General features: G+C 65.8%; 17 protein-coding genes. 6 read left to right on the top strand and 11 right to left on the bottom strand.

Annotation, left to right across the window (positions count from 1 at the left end):
- The first annotated feature begins 73 nt into the window (after positions 1–73).
- Positions 74–1963: a serine hydrolase domain-containing protein gene (locus AC54AF_RS05935; RefSeq protein WP_496635780.1), complete on the top strand. Its 1890-nt coding sequence runs from the start codon at positions 74–76 to the stop codon at positions 1961–1963.
- A gap of 16 nt (positions 1964–1979) precedes the next feature.
- On the opposite strand, the gene AC54AF_RS05930 is transcribed toward AC54AF_RS05935, so the two are convergent.
- The 7 genes from AC54AF_RS05930 to AC54AF_RS05900 all read right to left on the bottom strand — a co-directional run bounded on the left by AC54AF_RS05930 (position 1980) and on the right by AC54AF_RS05900 (position 10314).
- Positions 1980–2237, bottom strand: a complete 258-nt coding sequence (locus AC54AF_RS05930; protein WP_496635779.1) for a hypothetical protein — start codon at positions 2235–2237, stop codon at positions 1980–1982.
- Entirely contained in the window at positions 2234–3088 is an 855-nt protein-coding gene (locus AC54AF_RS05925; RefSeq protein ID WP_496635778.1) for an MbnB/TglH/ChrH family RiPP precursor modification enzyme, read from the bottom strand. Before AC54AF_RS05925 ends, AC54AF_RS05930 begins: the two co-directional genes overlap by 4 nt.
- Positions 3078–3995 (bottom strand): TIGR04222 domain-containing membrane protein, encoded by a 918-nt coding sequence (locus AC54AF_RS05920; protein WP_496635777.1) that lies wholly within the window; start codon positions 3993–3995, stop codon positions 3078–3080. The genes AC54AF_RS05925 and AC54AF_RS05920 overlap by 11 nt, the downstream gene beginning before the upstream one ends.
- A complete protein-coding gene (locus AC54AF_RS05915) occupies positions 3992–4720 on the bottom strand; it encodes a hypothetical protein (RefSeq protein ID WP_496635776.1) in 729 nt (242 codons plus the stop codon). The genes AC54AF_RS05920 and AC54AF_RS05915 overlap by 4 nt, the downstream gene beginning before the upstream one ends.
- Positions 4721–4818: 98 nt before the next feature.
- Positions 4819–5661: a phosphoserine phosphatase SerB gene (gene serB / locus AC54AF_RS05910; protein ID WP_496635918.1), complete on the bottom strand. Its 843-nt coding sequence runs from the start codon at positions 5659–5661 to the stop codon at positions 4819–4821.
- Positions 5662–5716: 55 nt separating this feature from the next.
- Positions 5717–9160 carry a transcription-repair coupling factor gene (gene mfd, locus AC54AF_RS05905; RefSeq protein WP_496635775.1) on the bottom strand — a complete coding sequence of 1148 codons (3444 nt, stop codon included), beginning with the start codon at positions 9158–9160 and terminating at the stop codon, positions 5717–5719.
- A gap of 218 nt (positions 9161–9378) precedes the next feature.
- A complete protein-coding gene (locus AC54AF_RS05900; RefSeq protein ID WP_496635774.1) occupies positions 9379–10314 on the bottom strand; it encodes a 5'-nucleotidase in 936 nt (311 codons plus the stop codon).
- Between the two features lie 342 nt (positions 10315–10656).
- On the opposite strand from AC54AF_RS05900, the gene AC54AF_RS05895 reads away from it, so the two are divergent.
- Complete coding sequence (locus AC54AF_RS05895; RefSeq protein WP_496635773.1) at positions 10657–12420, top strand: methyl-accepting chemotaxis protein; 1764 nt, start codon at positions 10657–10659, stop codon at positions 12418–12420.
- Positions 12421–12503: 83 nt separating this feature from the next.
- On the opposite strand, the gene AC54AF_RS05890 is transcribed toward AC54AF_RS05895, so the two are convergent.
- A complete protein-coding gene (locus tag AC54AF_RS05890; RefSeq protein WP_496635772.1) occupies positions 12504–12695 on the bottom strand; it encodes a hypothetical protein in 192 nt (63 codons plus the stop codon).
- Between the two features lie 59 nt (positions 12696–12754).
- Between AC54AF_RS05890 and AC54AF_RS05885 the strand changes: the two genes are divergently transcribed.
- Genes AC54AF_RS05885 through AC54AF_RS05875 form a run of 3 tightly spaced genes read left to right on the top strand, consistent with a single transcriptional unit; the run spans position 12755 to position 16956 of the window.
- Positions 12755–13087 carry an MCP four helix bundle domain-containing protein gene (locus AC54AF_RS05885; protein WP_496635771.1) on the top strand — a complete coding sequence of 111 codons (333 nt, stop codon included), beginning with the start codon at positions 12755–12757 and terminating at the stop codon, positions 13085–13087.
- A gap of 2 nt (positions 13088–13089) precedes the next feature.
- On the top strand, positions 13090–14127 hold the full coding sequence (locus AC54AF_RS05880) for a putative bifunctional diguanylate cyclase/phosphodiesterase (RefSeq protein WP_496635770.1): 1038 nt from the start codon (positions 13090–13092) through the stop codon (positions 14125–14127).
- Positions 14128–14178: 51 nt separating this feature from the next.
- On the top strand, positions 14179–16956 hold the full coding sequence (locus tag AC54AF_RS05875) for an ATP-binding protein (RefSeq protein ID WP_496635769.1): 2778 nt from the start codon (positions 14179–14181) through the stop codon (positions 16954–16956).
- Positions 16957–16959: 3 nt separating this feature from the next.
- Here the strand turns inward: AC54AF_RS05875 and AC54AF_RS05870 are convergent, their stop codons facing one another.
- Together AC54AF_RS05870 and AC54AF_RS05865 are read right to left on the bottom strand one after the other, a co-directional pair.
- Complete coding sequence (locus tag AC54AF_RS05870) at positions 16960–17886, bottom strand: lipase secretion chaperone (RefSeq protein WP_496635768.1); 927 nt, start codon at positions 17884–17886, stop codon at positions 16960–16962.
- Positions 17887–17896: 10 nt separating this feature from the next.
- Positions 17897–18811, bottom strand: coding sequence for a lipase family alpha/beta hydrolase (locus AC54AF_RS05865; RefSeq protein WP_496635767.1), 915 nt, complete (start codon positions 18809–18811; stop codon positions 17897–17899).
- Positions 18812–19183: 372 nt separating this feature from the next.
- Here AC54AF_RS05865 and AC54AF_RS05860 point away from each other — a divergent pair, with 372 nt between their 5' ends.
- Positions 19184–19840, top strand: a complete 657-nt coding sequence (locus AC54AF_RS05860; protein WP_496635766.1) for a TetR/AcrR family transcriptional regulator — start codon at positions 19184–19186, stop codon at positions 19838–19840.
- 46 nt (positions 19841–19886) lie between these two features.
- Here the strand turns inward: AC54AF_RS05860 and AC54AF_RS05855 are convergent, their stop codons facing one another.
- Positions 19887–22211, bottom strand: a complete 2325-nt coding sequence (locus AC54AF_RS05855) for a penicillin-binding protein 1A (protein ID WP_496635765.1) — start codon at positions 22209–22211, stop codon at positions 19887–19889.
- Between the last annotated feature and the right edge of the window lie 56 nt (positions 22212–22267).

Here is a 22267-nt window from a genome sequence, read left to right as displayed (position 1 = left end):
GTTGCGCAATTTTTAATTGTAACAAGCAAAGCGGCGCGGCAGCGCAGTCCATGCAAAAAGGCGGAATACATTGTTGAAACGAGATCGCTATCCCACGTTGGCCGCGCGCGCCATGTCATGGCTGCGGTGCGCTGTGCCAGCCTTGCTGCTGTGCGCCACTGCGGCGCATGCCGCCGCCGCGCCTCTGGAGGCCGAGTTTGCCGCCGGCTTGAAGGACGAGGGCCTGGCGGGCGCCGTCTGGAGCGAAGTCTTGCCCGATGGCACAGTGCGCACGGGCGCCGCCGGTTTGCGCGATACCGCTAAGCACATGCCCATGCAGGCGGACACGCGCGTACAGGTGGGTTCCGTGGGCAAGGTGGCGCTGGCGCTGGGTGTCTTGCGCCTGGTCAGCGAAGACCGGCTCACGCTCGACACGCCCTTGCAGCAAGTGCTGCCGGAGCTGGCGCTGAAAAACCCGTGGCAAGCGAGCGATCCCGTGCGCATCCGCCACCTGCTGGCGCACACGTCCGGCCTCGATAACGCGCGCTTCTGGCAGGCGTTCAGCCTGAACCCGGCGCCGGACACGCCGCTGGCCGCCGCTTTTGATGGCGGGCGCAATCTGCTGCGCGTGCGCGCCCGGCCAGGCAGCCGCTATGCGTATTCGAACATGGGCTATGGCTTGCTGGGCATGGTGATCGAGAAGGTCACGGGTCAGCCGTATGAGCGTTACCTCGATGCGCAGCTGCTGCAGCCGCTGGGCATGGCGGACAGCACGTTTGGCTTCGTCACGCAAATGAGCACCCAAATGAGCACGCAGGCGGGCGCGCAGCGCGATCCACGCCTGGCCATGGGCCACTTCGAGCATGGCGTGGCGCAGCCGGCCGTGCCCCAGTATTTGCGTCCGGCCGCGCAGTTCACCACCACGGCGGCGGACATGGCCAGGCTGGCGCAATTCCTGATGGGTGACGGCAAGCTGCAGGGCGAGCGCTTCATCGACCTGGCGCTGATGGGGGCCTTGTCCGAACCGGCCGGCACGGACGCGGCGCAGGCAGGCCTGGCAACGGGCCACGGCCTGGCCCTTGCCGTGCGCGACCGCCACAATGTGGTGGGCGCCTGCCACCCTGGCACGGCCGTGGGTTTCCGCGCCATGCTGTGCATCTATCCGGAACAGGACAGCGCCTTCTTTGTGGCCTTCAATACGGATGCGGAAGCAGCCGACTATGAACGCTTCAACCGCCTGCTGCTGCGCGACCTGGAACTGCCGCTGCGCGCGCCGGCCCCGCGCGGCACGCCCGCGCCCACGGTGGAAAACTGGCAGGGCGTGTATGTGCCGTCGCCCAGCCCCATGGCCAGCATGGCATGGGTCGATGCCGTCTTCGGCTTCACGCGCCTGAAATGGGATGGCGAATCGCTGTTCCTGATCCCGTTCCAGGGCGAGCCGAAGGAGCTGGAACCGGTGGGCGGCTTGCTGTTCCGCGCCAGCGACCGCAGCACGCCGTCGCACGTGCTGATGCAGGAGGATGGCAAGCATGTGCTCAGCGACGGCTTGCGCAGCTATGAGCGCGCGTCGATGCTGCGCATGCTGGTGCTGTGGGGCAGCCTGGCGCTGGGCATGGCGGGCTTGCTGTACGTGCTGCTGGTGGGTGTGTGGCGCGCGGCGCTGCGCAGCCTGGAGCGGGGCGACCATCTGTTCGCGCCTTTGCTGTCGCTGCTGGCGCTGCTCTTGCCGCTGCCGTTTTTCTATTTTCAGTCGTTCCTGCGCCTGGGCGACGTCACCATCGCCAGCGTGCTGCTGGCACTGGTCACGGGCGCGCTGCCGCTGGCCGCGGCGTTCGGCCTGGCGCGCTGCTGGCGCAGCCGCGGCACGGCGGCCGAGGCCGGCTCGTGGGCGAAATGGGATTGGATCGCCTTGCTGGCGGTCTTGCAACTGCTGCTGGTGCTGGCCTGGTGGGGCTTGTTGCCGCTGCGGCTGTGGCAACTGTAGCCGCTGTAGCGGGCGCTCAGCGCCACACTTGCAGCAACCGGCGCCACCAGCGCTGCGCCGGCCTGGGCTGGTGGCCGCGCGCGGTGCGCTTGGCGCGATAGCTGGCCGCCGCCATCTGCAGGCCGATGTGGTCCATTGCCGCCAGCGCGTCCGCTTCCTGCGGCGACAAGCCATGCCGCAAGGCTTGCGCCCTGGGTGCGAGCAGGAAGGCTGCACGCAAGGCGTCGTCCGTGTACAGCTTTGCCAGCAGAGTTTCCAGGGCGGGCGAACTCATGCCCTGCGTCCTGCGCGCAAGGCCGCGCGCGCCAGCTCCAGCTGGCCCAGCACATGCTCGAACGACGGGTAATTGCCGTCGCGTTCGACGATCACCGTCAAGGGCCGGGGCGCATGGCGCGCCAGCACGGTCAATAAAGCGAAGACGGCGGGCGGCACGTCGTGCAGATGGTCGTCCAGCAGGCGCTGGCCGCCGCCAGGCGCAGCGATCCAGTGGCCGCCGCTCAGGTGCACGGCGCCGACCCTGGCCAGGGGCAGGCGCAGCAGCAATTCCTCAGGGTCCTCGCCAAAATTGACGGCATTCGCATACAGGTTGTGCAGGTCGAGCAGCAGCGGCACTTGCGCGCCGTGGATGATGCGCGCCAGCCATGCCGCCTCGTCCAGCGTGCTGGCGGGCGGCTGGACCAGGGTGGCGATGTTTTCCATCAGCGGCGCGCTGCCGACGATGCGCGTGGCCAGCGCGATATTGGCGATCGCGCCGGCGGCGCTGTGCGGCGTGCGCGGCGGCGCCGCCAGGTGGCCGATTTCCACGCCGCCGGCGCGCACGAAACTCAGGTGCTCGGACCACGATTCCGCTTGCACCTCCTTCATCAGGCGCGCCATCGCATGCAGGCGGCGCGGATCGGCGGGAATCGTCGACGCCAGGCCCATGCCCACGCCGTGCAGGCTGACGGGCACCTGGCGCGCCAGGCTGCGCAAGGCGGCGATGCCGGCGCGCGCGGCGCCGTAGTAATCGTCGGCGATCACTTCCAGCACGTCGATCTGCGCCAGGTTGGACAGGATGCCGCCAGCCAGTTCGCCGCGCCAGCCCAGGCCGACGCGGTCGCATGTGGCGTCCTTGCTAGCTGCCACAGCCGCCACCACCACCGCAACCGCCACAGCCGCCGGAAGAGCCGCCGTCGCCGCCCGATGAAGAGTCGCCCGAGTCGCCCGTGCTGCCGGACGAGGAGTCGCCGCCCGTGTTTTGCCGGGGCGCCGGGTACAGCGCGGCGACATACGCGTACACGGACAAGGGCAGGGCGCCGATGCCGAAGATGGCGGCCAGCAGTGCCATGTCGCCGCTGCTGCTGCCTGGGTGCAGGCGCGACGAGCGCATGTTCAGGCGGCCAAACAGCATGCGCAAGTCGGTCAGCAGCCGCTGCGCGCTCCAGCTGATCGCCTGGGTACGCAAGCCGCGCAGCATGAGCAGGAATATCACCAGCAGCAGCGCCAGGAACAGCAGGTTGTCGTGCTGGCGGCTGATGGCGATGACGGCCTTGACGGCGGCCACCGTCAGCAGCAGGTAGCGCGCGGCCCCGGTGATGCGTTCGCGCCGGCGCAGCAGCGGCGGGCCGACCAGCAATTCCTGCTGCGTCAAGGTGTCCCGGTAGGCGCGGCACGACGGCAGCGTCTCGGCCTGCTCGGCCAGCTCCCTGCTGTGGCCCTGGCGGCCCAGGTACAGCCGCAGCACGTCGCGTTCGATGTCGTGATTGACGAAGCGCAGGCTGTCGGCGCTGGCCGTTTCCAGCAGCGGGCCATCGGCGCGCAGCAAGCCGCGGTCGACCAGCACGACGGCGGCGATTTTCACGGCTTCGAGGGCGCCGCCGCGCAGGAAGGCGATGCGGTAGGGATCATCGGCCAGCGACAGCTGCGCGTGCGGATTACGCTGTTCCTGGCGGATCAGCAGCTCGCGCGCGAGGTAGTACACGAGCACGCCGAGGATCAGGTAGGCCAGCAGGAACCACGGCCCGCTCCAGTCAAACGGATTGTAGCCGTTCACCGCATCGACTCCGCATGTTCACGCAAGCGTCCGGTAATCGTCATCAGGCTTGTGAAGGCGGGCAGGGCTTGCCCCGGCGCCAGGCGCGCCGTTTCGCGCGCCTTTGACATGGCTTGCAGAGCCGCGTGCAGGGCCGGGTCGCCCAGCCGGTCGACAAACGCTTCGAGCGCCTGCTTGCCGGACTGTGCAGATTTACCCTCCAGCTGCGCCAGCGAGGCCGCCGCCGCACGCAGCGGACCGGCTGCTTCGGCGATGGCGCCAGCCAGCTGTTCTTCATGCAGGCTCAATAGCATATACCGTTCGCGCATGCGCACCTGCTGGTTCAGCAGCACTTGCCGCAGTCGGCGCAGCACGGCGTCGCGGCTGGTATGCAGGCTGGCGAAAGGATCATTGCCCAGCAGCACTCGATGGCGCGCGATGATGTCGGCGAACTTGACGGCGAAGGCGTCGGCGGCCTGCGTCAATTCGCTGTCGAGCAGGAACATCACCTGCAAATCGATGGCGGCGTGCGCCAGACGCAAAGGCCCGCGCAGCGCATCGGCCGCCTGCGGCGTAAAGCGCTTGAGCAGCAACAGCAGGTTGACGTCGGAGGTGGCGCGCAACTGGCCGTCCGCGGCCGAACCAAACAGCACGGCGGCGGCAAGGTCGGCGCCGAAGGTATTTTGCGCGGCAGCGACAAACACATCCAGGTGGCGTTGTATCTCTTCTGGCAGCGGTGGCGGCATGCGGTGTTCTTTCACGATCGGGTGGCGGGATGCGCATAAGTTTGCAATATAGCAAACTTATGCCATCGTGCGCGCACCGCCCGCCAGATAGCCGCAACTCAGGTCAATACGTTCAGCAAGCCATCGAGTCCCACGAAGTTCAGCGCCACGTCGGCCTGCGAGCGCACCACGGGCTTGGCGCGGAAGGCCACCGACAGGCCGGCGATGCCCATCATTTTCAAGTCGTTGGCGCCGTCGCCCATGACGATGGCCTGCGCTGGCGCAATGCCCAGTTCCGCGCACACGCGCTCCACGGTGCGCTGCTTTTCCTCGGCGTCGACGATGCCGCCAATGACTTTGCCCGTCAGCTTGCCGTCGACGATTTCCAGTTCGTTCGCATGCGTGTAGTCGAGGCCCAGGCGCTGTTTCAGGCGTTCGGTGAAGAAGGTAAAACCGCCCGAGACCAGCAAAGTTTTCAGGCCGGCCTTTTGCACGGCCGCCAGCATGGCTTCCGCGCCCGGCGACAGTTTCAGGCGTTCGTCGTAGACGCGCTGCAGGGCCGACGCATCGAGGCCTTCGAGCAGGGCCACGCGCTGCTTCAGGCTGGCCGCGAAATCGAGTTCGCCGCGCATGGCCGCTTCCGTGATGGCCGCCACTTGCGGTTTCAAGCCCTGCATGTCGGCGATTTCATCGATGCACTCGATGGTGATCAGGGTCGAATCCATGTCCATCGCCACGAGCTTGAATTCGGCCAGTTCGCGCTGGCCCATCATGTAGGTGGCGTCCAGCTGCGCCGCCTGGGCCGCCACTTCGATGGTGGGGCGCAGCGCGGGCGAATAGGCGATCTGTTCGCAGCGCACGGCGTTCGGTCCCAGGCGCGTGATGGACGTGGGCGCGGCCAGCGCGGCGATGCGATCGAGGCGGGCGCTATCGCCGTCCAGGCCCTGCAGGATCAGATTCATGGTGATGGAAGTCGTATTGGTCATGGAGCAGTCCTGCGTAAAGTTGTCTAATAGTTTACACCGTCAATTGCTTGATGGTGGTCTTGATCTGCGTCACGCGCGCGGCCAGGTCCGGCATGGCGGCCGTGATTTTCAGCTTGTCCTGGCCATGCAGCTTGATATGGCGGTTTTTCTGAATCAAGTCGATGATGCGCATCGGGTCGATGGGCGGCTTGGCCATGAATTGCAGCGTGGCCGCCTCGCCATGCACGTCGATCTTGACGATGCCTACGGTTCTCGCCGCGATGCGCAGACGGTGCGTCTCGACCAGCGCTTTCACCGCGTCGGGCAGCTTGCCGAATCGGTCGATCAGCTCTTCCTGGATGTCGTCGATCTTTTCCTGCGTGGCGCAATTGGCCAGGCGTTTGTAGATCGACAGGCGCTCGTGCACGTCGCCGCAAAAATCGGCCGGCAGCAGGGCTGGCACGTGCAGGTTGATCTCGGTGGTCGATGCCAGCGGCGCGGCCAGGTCCGGCTCCTTGCCCGCTTTCAGCGAGCGCACGGCTTCGTTGAGCATGTCCGAATACAGCTGGAAGCCGATTTCCGTCATCTCGCCCGACTGGCTCTCGCCCAGCACCTCGCCGGCGCCGCGGATTTCCAGGTCGTGCATGGCCAGGTAAAAGCCGCTGCCCAGTTCTTCCATCTGCTGGATGGCGTCCAGGCGCCGCTGCGCCAGTTTGGTGAGGCCCTGCACGTCGTGCACCAGCAGGTAGGCGTAGGCCTGGTGATGCGAACGTCCGACCCGGCCGCGCAACTGGTGCAGCTGCGCCAGGCCGAACTTGTCGGCGCGGTGCATGATGATGGTGTTCGCCGTCGGCACGTCGATGCCCGTTTCAATGATCGTCGTGCACAGCAAAATATTGAAGCGCTGGGCGACGAAGTCGCGCATGACTTTTTCCAGGTCGCGCTCGTGCATCTGGCCGTGCGCCACGGCGATGCGCGCCTCGGGCAGCAGTTCCGTCAGCATGGCCAGGCGGTTCTGGATGGTTTCCACCTCGTTGTGCAGGAAGTAGATCTGGCCGCCCCGTTTGAGTTCGCGCAGACACGCTTCGCGGATGATGGCTTCGCCCTCGCTGCGCACGAACGTCTTGATGGCCAGGCGCTTTTGCGGCGCCGTGGCGATGATGGAAAAGTCGCGCAAGCCTTCCAGCGCCATGCCCAGGGTGCGCGGGATCGGCGTGGCCGTCAGGGTCAGCACGTCCACTTCCGCGCGCAAGGCTTTCAAGGCTTCCTTCTGGCGCACGCCGAACCTGTGCTCCTCGTCGATGATGACGAGGCCCAGGCGCGTGAATTTCACGTCGTCGGACAGCAGTTTATGCGTGCCGATGACGATGTCGATGGTGCCGTCGGCCATGCCCTTGAACGCTTGCGTGATCTCCTTGCCGCTGCGGAAGCGCGACAATTCCGCGATGCGCACGGGCCAGTCGGCGAAGCGGTCGGCGAAGGTTTGCGCATGCTGCTCGGCCAGCAGGGTGGTGGGCGCCAGGATGGCCACCTGCTTGCCGCCCATGACGGCGATGAAGGCCGCGCGCAGCGCCACTTCCGTCTTGCCGAAGCCGACGTCGCCGCACACCAGGCGGTCCATCGGTTTGCCCGAGGTCATGTCCTTGATGACATTGTGGATGGCCTCGGCCTGGTCCGGCGTTTCGTCGAAGCCGAAGCTGTCGGCGAAGCGCTGGTAGTCGTGCGCCGAGAATTCGAACGAGTGGCCCTGGCGCAGCGCGCGGCGGGCGTACAGGTTGAGCAGCTCGGCGGCCGTGTCGCGCACCTGTTCTGCCGCGCGTTTCTTCGCCTTTTCCCACTGGCCCGAACCGAGCGAATGCAGCGGCGCGTCTTCCGGCGAGGCGCCCGAATAGCGGGAAATGACGTGTAGCTGCGATACGGGCACGTACAGTTTCGTGTCCTTCGCGTATTCGAGGTGCAGAAATTCCGTCTCGCCTTCGCCCAGGTCCATGCTGGTCAGGCCCATGTAGCGCCCGATGCCGTGGTTGATGTGCACCACGGGGTCGCCGATTTTCAGCTCCGACAGGTCGCGCACCATCGATTCGACCTGCGTCACGCCTTCCTGTTTTTTTGTGCCGACGCGGCGGCCGGAACCGGCATACAGCTCCGTTTCCGTGATGAAAGCCAGGTTGCCCTCGGGCGTAAACAGTTCGAAGCCCGCGTGCAGCGGCGCCACGCCCAGCATCAGCTTGGCGTCGGACTGCAGAAAACCGTCGCTGCCTTCCACCGGCGTCAGGTGCAGATCGTATTCGGTGAAATACTGCTGCAGGGTTTCGCGGCGGCCGTTCGATTCGGCGCAGATCATCACGCGGCGGCCCGCTTGCAGCAGGTAGCTGCGCAGGTTGGCCAGCGGGTCGTCGGCGCGGCGGTTGACGGCGATGTTCGGCACGGGCGCCGACAGTTCCGAGGCCAGCGCATCGTTCGACTTCGCTATCGCCAGGCGCGGATAGGGCTTGGCCAGGCCGAAGAACTGCTCGTCGGACAGGAACAGCGACTCGGGCGGCAAAATCGGCCGCTCGCGGTCCGCTTTTAAAAAGCGGTAGCGCGACTGGGTATCTGTCCAGAAGCGCCCGATGGCCGCGTCGATCTCGCCCACCAGGGCCAGCGAGGCGTCTTCCGGCAGGTAGTCGAACAGGGTGGCCGTCTGCTCGAAGAACAGGGGCAGATAGTATTCGATGCCGGCCGAGGCGATGCCGCTGCTGATGTCCTTGTAGACGACCGAGCGCGATGGATCGCCTTCGAACTGTTCGCGCCAGCGGTTGCGGAAGGTGGTGCGCGCCGCTTCGTCCATGGGGAATTCGCGGCCGGGCAGCAGCCGCACTTCATGCACGGGGTAGAGCGAACGCTGGGTGTCGGCGTCAAACGTGCGGATGGTCTCGATGGTGTCGCCGAACAGGTCCAGGCGGTAGGGCAGGGCCGAGCCCATGGGGAACAGGTCGAGCAGGCCGCCGCGCACCGAGTATTCGCCGGGCGACATCACTTGCGAGACATGGCTGTAGCCGGCCAGGGTCAGCTGCGACTTCAAACGCGCTTCGTCGAGCTTTTCGCCCTTCTTGAAGAAGAAGGTGTAGGCGGCCAAAAAGGACGGCGGCGCCAGGCGCACCAGCGCCGTGGTGGCCGGCACGATCAGCACGTCGCACTGGCGCGTCTGGATTTCGTGCAGCGTGGCCAGGCGCTCGGAGACCAGGTCCTGGTGCGGCGAAAAGGCGTCGTAGGGCAGCGTTTCCCAGTCCGGCAGCAGGTGGCAGCGCAGTTCCTTGCCGCCAAACCACGGGATTTCATCGAGCAGGCGCTGGCCGTCGCTGGCCTGCGCCACCACCACGGCCAGCATCTGGCCCCGCGCTTTCAAGGCCAAAGCGGCCAGCGCCAGGGCATAGGCGTCGGATGAACCATACAGGGCGGGCAGCGCGTAGCGGTTGCCGGGCTTGGGGAGGGCTTTTGTTAAGTCTAAGGACATGCAGGCGATGACACTAGTGGCAGAGGCAGTTGAGTGGGACGGCTGTGGTGCGCGCAGCGCCGCCAATGACGGCGCCGACAGGCGAGATTATAGACCATCACTTATATCTCCGCGCTTGAGAAAACCGTCGCGAGCGGCAGTGATTTGTGGTCAAGAAGCGCAACCGTACTTTAGTACGGTGAGCATCGCAGGCCGCAAAGCGCGACGCGCAGCAGGTTTTATCCTGCGCGGACATTGGCGATGCCGAAGGGGACATGCACCATCGGTATCGTGCCGCCCGCCGATTTCAGGTGGCTCAGCTGGTCGTCGAAGAAGATATGCGGCTTGAATACGGCCAGCACGCGCGATTTGTCCATGCCGCCGAGGAAAAACGTCTCGTCGGCCGCCACGCCCCAGCTTTTCAGGGTCGTCACGACGCGCTCGTGCGAGGGCGCGTTGCGCGCCGTGATGATGGCGATGCGCAGGATCTTCTTGTAGCCGGGGTCGCGCCGTTGCGCTCTTTCTTCCAGGCGCTGCATGGTGGCCAGCTTCTGGAACAGGCCGGCCAGCGGGCCGGGGCGGTGCGGCGTGCCCACGTTCAGGGTTTCATGGGCGTGGAATTCATCGACGTCATTGTTGCGCTTGAAGACGGTTTCGGCTTCGTCATCGGCGATCACGCCGTCGAAATCGAAGGCCACGCGCAGTTCTTCGTCGCTCTCGTCGTCTTCCGTGCGCGACGGCAGCACCAGGCCGGCCGGATAGTCGCAGGCCAGCGCGCTGCGCACGTCGTCTTCATTCGCGCTGAGGAACAGCGAGGCATTGAAGGCGGGCAGGTAGGGGTAGGGCGACTTGCCCGTCATGAAGGCGGCGCGCGAGATATCCAGGCCGTAGTGGGCGATTGAGTGCATCACGCGCAAGCCCGTTTCCGGCGAATTGCGCGAAAACAGCACCACTTCGACGGGCGACTGGCGCGGATAGTGCTTGTTGATGTTCAGGAAGCGGCGGATGAAGGGGAAGGCCACGCCGCGCGGCAAGACGGTGTCGATATGCGCTTCCTGGTATTTGCGGTACTCCTCGGGACCGTTGTCGAGGTAGACCTGGTGCGATTCGGCCAGGTCGAACAGGGCGCTGGAAGCGACCCCGATCACCAGTTTGTGTTCGATAGGATAAGCCATGGTCTGCCTGTTGTTTGCTTGTTGCCCATCTTATACGACTATCAACTGCGTAGCCAATAGTGGCGCGCGGGGATTTTTTTTGCACCAAAGCTGGGCGCCCTGTCAATTTTTTTGCCCCCTGTGCAATACGCGCCACAGTAAAGAAAGAAATCTTGTTTTGTGTCAAGTATTTGACAGCCAGCGCGCCCATTTTCCACTATGCTTCCACTTATGAATTCTCGCCAATTGTAACGAAGCGTACGCCCCACCCCCGCCACCTTTATACAAGTGTCAGCTGTTTTACTCGAACATGCCAGCCCTAACCTCGCCAGCAGCCGTCGTGACTTTATAAAGGACCTAGCCATGTTTAAGAATTTACTGATCAAATGGAAGTTGGCGACCCTCGTCGCCGTGATGATGGTGGCCTTGCTGGTGGTGGGTATCTGCGGCTACACGGGCATCGCCACCGTGGGCCGCGCCGTCAATGAAATTGGCGTGGTGCGCCTGCCGTCGATCCAGGGCTTGATGATGATCAGCGAAGGCCAGACGGCCGTTGCCGCCGCCACCCTGACGGCCGCCATCCATGAAAACAATTATCAGGCACAGGACAAGTTCGCGGAAGCGCTGCAGCTGCGCACCAAGGCCTGGACCAATATCGAGGCGGGCCGCAAGCTGTACGAACCGCTGCCGCAAACGCCCCAGGAAGCCGTGCTGTGGCAGCGCTTCCAGGGCGAGTGGATGGCCTGGAAGGCGGACGACGACAAGGTGCGCGCCATCTTGCGTCAGCTGGCCGACAACCGCGACGAGGCGCGGCAGAAAGAGCTGTTCGTGGCGTTCTATCAACAGTACCAGGATACACGCAGCCTGTTCGGCAAGGCCGAAGGCACGCTCAACGAGATCATCAAGCTCAACAACGGGGTGGCCGATGCCAGCGTCAAGGATGGCAGCGCGGCCGTGATCCGCGCGGAAAGCCTGATGGTCATCCTCGGCTTGCTGGCCTGCGCACTGGGCATCGGCTGTGCCGCCTATATCACGCGCGCCATCACGCGGCCGATCAATCTGGCCGTGAAAGTGGCGCAGACGGTGGCCTCGGGCGACCTGACGAGCCACATCGAGGTGCACACGACGGAAGAAACGGGGCAGCTGCTGCAGGCGCTCAAAGACATGAATTCCAGCCTGGTCAACATCGTCGGCCAGGTGCGCAGCGGCACGGACACCATCGCCACGGCCTCGTCGGAAATTGCCAGCGGCAACCTGGATCTGTCCTCGCGCACGGAAGAGCAAGCCAGTTCGCTGGAAGAGACGGCATCGTCGATGGAAGAGCTGACGTCGACAGTCCGGCAGAACGCCGACAATGCCCAGCAGGCCAACCAGCTGGCGCTGAGCGCTTCGGGCGTGGCGGTGAAGGGCGGCGCCGTGGTGGGCAAGGTGGTCGAGACCATGGACGCCATCAACGACTCGTCGCGCAAGATCGTCGACATCATTTCCGTCATCGACGGCATCGCCTTCCAGACGAATATCCTGGCCTTGAATGCGGCCGTGGAAGCGGCGCGCGCGGGCGAGCAGGGACGCGGTTTCGCCGTCGTGGCGACCGAGGTGCGCAACCTCGCGCAGCGCTCGGCGGCGGCGGCCAAGGAAATCAAGACCCTGATCGGCGACTCCGTGGTGGCGGTCGACGCGGGCAGCAAGCTGGTGGCCGAGGCGGGCAGCACGATGGCCGAAATCGTCTCCAGCGTGCAGCGCGTGACGGACATCATGGCGGAAATCAGCCTGGCCACGCAGGAGCAAAGCTCGGGCATCGACCAGATCAACCAGGCCATCGGCCAGATGGACCAGGTGACGCAGCAAAACGCGGCCCTGGTGGAAGAGGCTGCGGCCGCTGCCGAATCGCTGCAGGAGCAATCGGGCCAGCTGGCCGGCGTGGTCAGCGTCTTCAGGATCGATGGCGCGCAGGCGCCTGCCGCGCGGGTGAACGCGAACGCAAAGCCGGCCGCGCCGCGCGCCGTGGTGGCCAGCGCGGCGCTGAAGCGTCCTGCACCGCGTCCCGCCGCAGGCCGCCCAGCCTTGCGCGCCGTGCCGTCCCAGCGCCAGAGCGCGCCGCGCGACGACGAGTGGGAAGTGTTCTGACGGCTTGACGGCGCCAGCATGCGTTTCCGGACGGCCGCCTTGCGCGGCCGTTTTTACGTGGCGCGCACAAAGGTTGTGTATTGCTAAAAAAGCATCGTTACAAGAATGGCTGTTTTGCCATCTAAGCAAATCTTTTCAAAACTTAACGCGACATTGCTTGTGAGATAACTCACACTGCCTGCCGTACCACCCCATGGTCCCGCCTCGGCCACATCCCGGCTGACCCCTTCGCCTGCCGCGTCCAGCCATTCGTGGCAGGCGGCGGCCATTGCCATCAGCCTTGCATGCGAGCCCGGCGCGATGACCGATGCACCACACTGAAGGATGCGAACAGATGGCAAATATGAAAATCGGCACGCGCCTGCGCTGCTCCTTTGCGTTGTTGACCTTGCTGCTACTGGCCACTGCCGCGCTGTGCATGCGCGACGTGATCGATGGCAACTATCCGAAAACCGTGCCGGCCAGCGACATCATCAAGAATCTCAACTGCATCGCGCGCTCCTCGCGCCAGCTGCTGCCGATGGCGGAGCCGCAACAGCTGGCGCAGGAACGCGCCAGCATCGCCAGGGCGGGCACCGAAACGGCAAAGGGACTGGCCCTGCAGGAAGCGGCGGGCATTCCGGTACGCCATGAATACGCCGCGGCGCGCGACGCGATGCTGGCCTAGTGGTGCGCCTGGCAAGGTTCCGGCACGGCGCGCGCGCGCTGCTGTGCACTGCACTGGGCGCCTGCCTGCCGCTGGGCATCTGGCTGGACGGCGCGCGGCTGCGGCATGTGGCGCCGGTGGCGCTGGCGGCACTGATGGCGCTGGCGCCGGGCGGCGCCATGCTGTGGTGGGCGCGGCGCCTGGCGCGGGAGGGGCGCAGCGGCATGTCCGGGATGTCGGCGCGCAGCCGCGAGCTGCTGGCGGGTCTGGCCAGCGCCATCGGCGACGGTCAATTCCGCTTTCATTACCAGGGCAAGTTCGATACGGCGCAGCTGCGCCTGGTCGGCCTGGAAGCGCTGCTGCGCTGGGAGCATCCGCGTCACGGCTTGATCTCCCCGAACGAATTCATCGGTCTGGCCGAGCGGACTGACGCCATCGCCGCGTTGGGCAACTGGGGCATCGATGCGGCCTGCCGCCAGCTGGCGCAGTGGCGCGCGGCGGGCCTGTCTTTGGTGCCGGTCGCGGTGAATGTCTCGGCGCGCCAGCTGTGCCAGCCGCACTTGCCCGACTTCGTGCTGGGCTGCCTGCAGCGCCACGCGATTCCTCCCGGCCTGCTGGAACTGGAGGTGACGGAAAGCTGCTGCATCGACGACATGGCGCAGGCGGTGCAGGGATTACGCCGGCTGCGCGCGCTGGGGCTGTCCCTTTCGCTCGACGATTACGGCACCGGCCATTCGGGCTTGAGCCATGTCAGGATGCTGCCGATTCACACCATCAAGATCGACCGCTCCTTCATCCGCGACGTCGATAGCTGCGGCAGCGACGCCGTCATCGTCGCCTCGACCATTGCACTGGCGCGCGGCCTGGGCTTGCAGATGCTGGCCGAGGGCGTGGAAAACGGCGAACAGCTGGCGCAGCTGCGGCGGCTGGGCTGCCCGCAGGTACAGGGGTTTTATCTGCACCGCCCGGCGCCCGCGGCCGAGGTGGGCGCGCTGCTGTCCGCTGGCCTTGTAATAGTGCCGAAAGACGGCGCCATGCGGCCTGGCGTGGATGCTCAGTAGAATATGGCCACTGCAAGCCGCATGCTTTAACACCTACTCCCCCACGCAAGAATGATAAACAGTCCTGTCCCGGCCTATGTCTTCGGCCCGTTTCGCCTATTGCCGCTAGAACGCATGCTGTTCGAGGGCGACCGCGCGCTGCGCCTGGGCAGCAGGGCCATGGATTTGTTGCTGGCGCTGCTGGAGCGCGCCGGCGACATCGTCGACAAGCATGAACTGGTGGCCATCGTCTGGCCCAACGCCGTGGTCGATGACGCGACTTTGCGCGTGCATCTGGCGGCGCTGCGCAAGGCGCTCGGCGATGGCCGCGACGGCCAGCGCTACATCACCACCATCCCCGGGCGCGGCTACGGCTTCCTGGCGCCGCTGGCGCACACGGGCCGGCCGGCGTCGGGTGCGGCGGGTGCCGAGCCGCGGCACAACCTGCCCGTCATGCTGACGCGCATGCTGGGGCGCGCCGAGGTGCTGCAAACGATGGCCAACCAGCTGCTGCAATTGCGCTTGCTGTGCATTGCCGGTCCGGGTGGCATCGGCAAGACCACCCTGGCCGTCGTCCTGGCCACGCGCGTGCTGCGCCGCTATGCCGACGGCGTGTGTTTCGTCGACCTGTCGCCGCTGGACGAGGGCCGCCTGGTGCCGCTGGCGCTGGCCACGGCGCTGGGCGTGGCGGTGCCAGCGGGCGACGCCATGCCGCTCCTGCTGGCCTATCTGCGTCCGCGCCACATGTTGCTCGTGCTCGATAACTGCGAACACGTGATCGGCGCGGCCGCCACGCTGGCCGACGCCTTGCTCAAGGGCGCGCCGTTGCTGCATGTGCTGGCCACCAGCCGCGAGCCGCTGCGCCTCACCAGCGAGCAGCTGCAGCGCCTGCCCGCGCTGGAATTGCCGCCGGCCGATGCCGCGCCCGATGCGGCGGCGGCCCGCCATTTCACTGCGGTGCAGCTGTTTTGCGAACGCTGCGCGGCCGTCGACGATGCTTTCGTGCTGGCCGACGCCGACGTGCCCGTGGTGGTGGATATCTGCCGGCGCCTCGATGGCATTCCGCTGGCGCTGGAGCTGGCGGCCGGGCGCATCGGCCATTTCGGCTTGCACGAATTGCGCCGCCAGCTCGACGACCGCTTTCGCCTGCTCACGCGCGGCGCGCGCAACATGCCCCTGCGCCACCAGACCTTGCGCGCCACGCTGGACTGGAGCTACGGCTTGCTCGACGCGCAAGAGCGCCAGGTATTGCAGGCGCTGAGCGTGTTCAAGAGCCGCTTCCGCCTCGAGTCGGCCAGCGCCGTGGCGGGATGCGACGTGTTCGATACGCTGGCGGACCTGGCCGCCAAGTCCCTCGTCAGCATCGAGTTTTGCTGCCAGCATGTGTACTACCGGCTGCTCGACACCACGCGCGCGTATGCTAGCGCGCAGCTGTCGGCGGGCGGTGGCGCGGGCGCCGTGCTGCTGCGCCATGCGCGCCATTGCCTGGGCCTGGCCGGACGCATCGCCGCCGGCTGGGCAAGCATGCCGCCGGCCCACTGGAGCGCGCGCTATGGCCGCCATGTCGACGACCTGCGCGCCGCCATCGACTGGTCCTTCGGCGAGGAGGGCGACGTGGCGCTGGGGGTGGCGCTGACCTTGGCCGCGCAAACCCTGTTCTACCAGCTGTCGCTGATGGATGAGTACCGCGTGCGCGTCGAGCGCGCGCTCGAGCGCATGGCCACGCATGCGCTGGACGACCCGGACAGCGAGATGCGGCTGCATGCCTCGCAGGCGCACCTGCTGCTGCATACGCAGGGCGTCACCGGCACCATGCTGCGTTCGTTCCAGCGCGGCTATGCCTTGGCCATGCGCACCGACGATGGCAGGCGCCGCTTTGAGGCGATTTGCGGCATGTGGATATGCAGCCTGAAGCTGGCCGATTTCCAGCGCGCCGACAGTTATGTCACCGAGCTTGCCGTCTTGTGCGACACGCGCGACGACACGGCGATGCGGCTGGTGCTGGCGCGCATGCGCTCCGTGGGCGAGTATGTGCAGGGACGCTACGCGCAGTCGGCGGCGCTGGCGCGCATGGTGCTCGCCCATCCCGAGGGCGCGGGGCGGCTCGGCTTCAACAATGCCTTGCTGGCCGATCACCAGGTTTGCCTGCGCGGCACGCTGGCGCGCTGCCTGTGGATGCAGGGCCGCCCCGACGACGCCCTGGCCCTGGTGCGCGAGGCGGTGGCCATGGGCTTCGAGCACAATGGCGTCACGCTGTGCGTGGCGCTGGCCATCAATGCCATTCCCGTCGCCCTGTGGTGCGGGCAGCGGGGACTGGCGCATGCGTGGACTTGCCTGCTGTGCGAGCACGCCGCCCGCTATGGCTTGCTGTACTGGAGCGCCTGGGGCGCCGCCTACCAGCGCCTGCTCGATGGGGGCGAGGCGATGACGGAGTTTCCCTGGCCTTCGGTGCGCAGCTGGCCGATACAGGTCGATTTGATGGCTACATTGCACGACGCGGCCGCCGATAGCCAGGCGCTGCGGCGCGCGCGCATGGGCCTGGCGCCGTGGAGCGCACCGGAAGTGCTGCGCCGCGACGCGCACCACCGCTGGCGGGCGCTGGCGCAAGACGATGTGGCCGGCCTGGAAGCGGTGCGGCTGCAGCTGGAAGAAGCGCTGCAGCTGGCCAGGGGCCAGCAGGCGCAAGGCTGGGAACTGCGCTGCGCCACCAGCCTGGCGGCCGTGCTGCAGGCGCAAGGCTGCCGCGCCGCCGCGCATGCCGTGCTGGCCCCTGTCCATGCCGGCTACCGGCAAGGGAGCGAGAGCACGGACGTGTTGGCGGCAGCAGCTTTGCTGGCGCAGCTGGCCTGATGGCTATTCGTAGGCGCCCAGCCGGCGCTGTTCCTCCGGCGTGAAACTGGCGTCGCGCAGCCGCTGCAGGGCTGCCGCATCCTGCGCGCCGCCGGGCAGGCCGGCCTGCTGCGCCTTCTGTGCCTGATACGCGATGATGCGCTGCTGCCACTGCGACTCTTCGCGGTCCAGTTCCGCCAGGCGCGCCGCCGCCGCCGGCGTCAACGTGCTGGCGCGCAGGCGGTAGACTTCATTTTCACCGCCGCCCTGGGCACGCAAGGTCTTCACGGATGCGTCCAGCTGCGCCACCTGCAGCGGCGCATCGCGCGCGGCGCGCTGGGCCGGCGACATTTTCTGGTCCAGCGCGGCCAGTTGCGCCTGGCGCTGCGCTTCATCGAGCGACGTGTCGCCGAGTATGGCCATGCGCGCCACGGCGTCGTCGTCATGTGCGTCGCTGGCGCCGAACAGGCCCGCGCTTTCCTCCAACGTAAAGTAATTGCCGCGCAGGGCGCGCATGGCTTGCAGGCGCGCGCGCGCCGCCAGGGCCGCATTGGCTTGCGCCGGCAGCGCTTGTTCCGCACCGGCCAGCGCCTGCTTGTAGGCCAGGTAAGCGCCCAGCAGGCGCTTGGCTTCGCGCGCGGGGACGGGCGCCAGGCGTTTATCGAGCTCCGCCTCGATCTGGCTGCGGATGGCGGCCAGCGGCTTTTCGCCCAGGCCCGCCAGATAGTAGTCGAACAGGTGGCCCAGTTCCGCGTCGACCACCAGCTTGTCGCCGGCGGCCACCGTCACGTTGCCGTCGGGCCGCGTGCCTTGCATCGAGCGCACGAACGCGAACAGGTCCGGTTCCGCCTTTTCCGGCGGCGGCGCGGGCGGTTCGCCCGGGCGCAGCAGCAGGTACAGGGCCAGGGCCGCCAGGCTGGCGCCGATGCTCCATTTCGCGTTTGTGCGCATCGTCGCCTCCTTACAGTCCCAGGCCTTGCAGGCGGTTGGCTTGCTGGCGGAAGACGGTGACGGGGTTCGTCTCGAACAGGTTGACGATGCCGACGAACTGGTTGACTTCATCGAGGTGGTTCATGGCGTAGTCGTCGCGGATCACCTTGCCCAGGTGGCTGGAGCAGCTGCTGACCAGGCCATCGTTCTTGACGCCGCCGAAGGCCAGGCTGATGGCTGCCAGGGCCGGGTCGCCCACGTCGAGCACGTTCGTGTACGGCTGCGCGCCGCTCCACGAAAAATAGTGCACGCCTTGCACCTGGTAAGCGCCTTCGCCGCAGGCGGAGGTGGGCACGCCTTGCGGGTGGCGGCTGTTGAAGGCCAGCGAGCCGGCCGTCGACAGCGACGCCAGCGAGGCGCCCGCGTTTTGCGGCAATCCCTTGTTGCCCGACAAAATGCCGATCAGCGAGGCGAGCGCATTGCCCAGCGCGCCGCTGGTGCTGGGGATGGCGCCACTGAGGATGTCGGCTACTTTCGAACCCTTGTTGACGCCGGCCACGCTGGTGACGGACGCCACCAGATCGGGGCGCACGGAGGCGACATAGCGGGCCGTGGGGCCGCCGTGGCTATGGCCGATCAAATTGACTTTGCTTGCCCCCGTGGCGGCGAGGATTTGCCGCACCTGCGACAGCAGCTGCTCGCCGCGCACTTCGGTGCTGTTGGCGGCCGACACGGTGGTCACATACACTTGCGCGCCGCCGCTGCGCAGGGCGGCGGGGACGCCATAAAAGTATTCGACGGGACCGAGCTTGTCGAAGCCGAACAGGCCGTGGACCAGCACGATCGGGTACTTCGTTTGCGTGTAGCCGGCGGCGCTGGCGCTGCCGGGCAGGAGGGCGAGGGAAAGCAGCAGGGTGGATAGCAGTTGCCAGAAGCGAGTCTTCATTTTGTCTCCGTTATGTATTATTAATAGTGGAAATGAGTGGACATGTCGATGCTGTAGCGATGAACCGTGCGCCCTTGAGATTCTCGATGCATTAAAAATAGCGAGCGCTCGGTCTTTTAAATGTAGCACTGCTGGATTGAAATTGCATTTGAATTGCATGATGCAGCGCAATAACTGTGGGTATTTGGCGTTGCTTACACGCCTATTGCATAGTTGAAAAGTCACAGTTGTTTTCCTGAGCTATAATCGGCCCGGCATCAGCCGTCCCGCCGTCTTGCCATGCCGTGTCCAGGCATTGCATGGATATTGCTCTTACACCGTTACTTGGGAATGCACTTGTCGACCCATTTTAATTTTGAACAGTTTCAGCAGATGACGCCTTTAAATGGCGAAAACATCTGGGAATATATACTTGACCGCCACGCGGAACGTATCGGCGTCAAGCGCCGCAAGCCGGCGCTGGAAAATCTTGAACGCATCTTCGTCGCGACCTTTCGCCTGGCCAATGACGTGGGCTTCCGCGCCATGAGCTTGCGCGACCTGTGCCGCGAGACGGGGCTGTCGATGGGCGGCCTGTATGGCTACATCACCAGCAAGGATCAACTGGCCGAAATGATCGAGGATGTGGTGCGCCACGCCACGCAAGCCTTGCCGTTGCTATTCGCCGACGTGAAGTCGCCGCTGGACCGCCTGGAGGCGATGATACGCTCGTCGATCTACCTGTCCGAAGTGCTGCAGCCGTGGTTTTATTTTGTCTTCATGGATTCGCGCGTGCTGCAGGTGGAGCAGCGCAGCATGGCGAAAAATTCCGAGCTGTATGTGCAGACCCTGATCGCCGCCACCATCGGGGAAATCGACCCGAAGCCGCAGGGCGACCCCACCTTGCTGGCCGCGCACTGCCTGGCCCTGTTCCAGGACTGGTACGTGAAACGCTGGAAGTACCGCGCGGCGAAGGTCCATGTCGACGATTTCGCCGATAGCGTCGTCAGTACGGTGCGCGGATACCTGAGCATGGTCAAGGCGCCGTAAAAAAACGCGGCCGAAAAAAAAGCCAGGATCGCTCCTGGCTTTTTCACTAGTTGGTTTCCACCGGCACCGTCTCCGGCAGCGCCGCCGGGTCCGTCGGCGTCTCCACCTCCATGTCCAGCGTTTTCACGCCATTCATGTCGATGAATTCATCGTACAGCCACTCGCCATCGACCTGGCTCAGGCCCGCCGGCACGGCGCGCGTCACTTGCGGGCGCGTGGAGAGCGCTGTGCGCATGTAGTCGATCCAGATCGGCATGGCCAGGGTGGAGCCGAATTCGCGTCCGCCCAAGGACTTGGGCTCGTCATAGCCCATCCACGCCACGGCCACGATGCCGCCGCCGTAGCCGGCGAACCAGCCGTCGACGGCGTCGCTGGTGGTACCCGTCTTGCCGGCGATGTCGCTGCGCCCCAGTTTTTTCGTCGCCGCCGCGCCCGTGCCGGTGCGGGCCACTTCGCGCAGCATGCTGTCCATCACGAAGGCGTTGCGCGGGTCCAGCGCCAGGGTCTTGTCGTCGTTCGGCGCGGGTGGTTTGGTCTGCATCAATATCGCGCCCTTGGCGTCGATGATGCGGTCGATCAGGTACGGTTCCACCTGGTGGCCGCCATTGGCGAACAGGGCATAGGCGCCCGCCATCTGCACGGGCGTGACGGAACCCGTGCCCAGCGCCATGGTCAGGTTGCTGGGCTGGCGGGCCGGGTCGAAGCCGAATTTTTCCAGGAAGTCGTGCGTGTACGACACGCCCAGCGCGCGCAGGATGCGCACCGAGGCCACGTTCTTCGACTGCGCCAGCGCGTAGCGCATGGTGATGGGGCCGTCGAACTTGAAGTCGTCATTCTGCGGCGCCCACACCTTGCCGCCCGCCTGCATTTCCAGGGGTACGTCGTTGATCAGGGTGGCCGGCGAAAAGCCTTTTTCCAGCGCCGCCGAATACACGAAGGGCTTCATGGCCGAACCGGGCTGGCGCCACGCTTGCGTGACGTGGTTGAACTTTTGCAGGTTGTAGTCGAAACCGCCCACCATGGCGTGGTAGGCGCCCGTATCCGCATCGAGCGAAACGAAGGCGGCGGCCACCAGCGGCACTTGCGTGATGGCCCAGTTGCCCTTGGCATCTTTGCTGATGCGGATCACGGCGCCCGGGCGCAGCTTGATGCCGGCGCTCGCCTTGGCGGACAGGGCAGGGGCGGCAAAGCGCAAGCCGTCGCCCGTGATTGCCTTGGCGTCGCCGTCGCCCGTGTCGGCCACCACCTTGCCGCTGGCCACGTTAAGGACGACGGCGGCGATCAGGCCGTCGCTGTCCGGGCGTTTTTGCAGCGCCGCGTCGATGGCGTCGTCGCGCTGCTCGGGGTCAGCCGGCATGTCGATGAAGGTTTCCGGGCCGCGGTAGCCGTGGCGCTGATCGTAGGCGATGACGTTGCGGCGCGTCGAAGCATAGGCCGCATCCTGATCCGCTTTCAAGATCGTCGTGTAGACGCTGATGCCCTTGGTGTAGCTGTCTTCCTTGAACTGCGCAAACACGGCCTGGCGCGCCAGTTCGGCCACATACTCGGCGTGCGTGTCGAAACCCTGCTTGCCGCGGGTATTGATATGCAGCGGCTGGGCCAGCGCCTGCCGGTATTGGCCTTCGCTGATGTAATCGAGTTCGCGCATGCGTTTCAAGACCAGCTGCTGGCGCGCGTGCGCCTTCTTCGGATTGCTGATCGGGTTGTGGCGCGACGGGTTTTGCGGCAAGCCGGCCAGCATGGCCATTTCCGCGATCGACAGTTCATTCAGTGGTTTGCCGAAGTAGGTCTGCGCCGCGCTGCCGAAGCCGAACGAGCGCTGGCCCAGGTACATCTGGTTCATGTAGAGCTCGAGGATCTGCTCTTTCGACAGGGCCGACTCGATTTTGAGGGCCAGCATGATTTCATTGAGCTTGCGCGAGGCGACCTTTTCGCGCGTCAGGAAGAAATTGCGCGCTACCTGCATGGTGATGGTGGAGCCGCCGCCGTGGCCGAAGCCGTGGCGCAGGTTCGACAGCACGGCGCCGCCGGCGCGCACGAAATCGATGCCGTGGTGTTCGTAGAAGCGGCCATCCTCGATGGCCAGCAAGGCCTTTTTCATCATTTCCGGCACTTGCGCGATCGGCACGAAGTCGCGGTGCTCCTCGCCGAATTCGCCGATCAGCACATTGTCGGCCGTGTACACGCGCAGCGGTATCTTCGGCTGGTAGTCGGTGATGACGTCCAGCTCGGGCAGGCGGGGGCGCACATACAGGAACAGGTAGGCGGCCAGCAGCATGGCGGCGGCCAGCGCGGCGCAGCCGGCGAGGATGATAGCGCGCACGGTGGCGCGGCGGGAAGGCCAGGGGAATCCGGTTCGTTTGGCAGTCAAGGCAGTCTCACGGTAGCGTGCAGGGCACGGTGGCAGCGATTATAGACCAATGCGCC

It is taken from the genome of Janthinobacterium sp. JF4 (assembly GCF_059617925.1).
The sequence above is the reverse complement of the archived record's forward strand: the minus strand, read 5'-3'. Positions and strand labels throughout refer to the sequence as shown.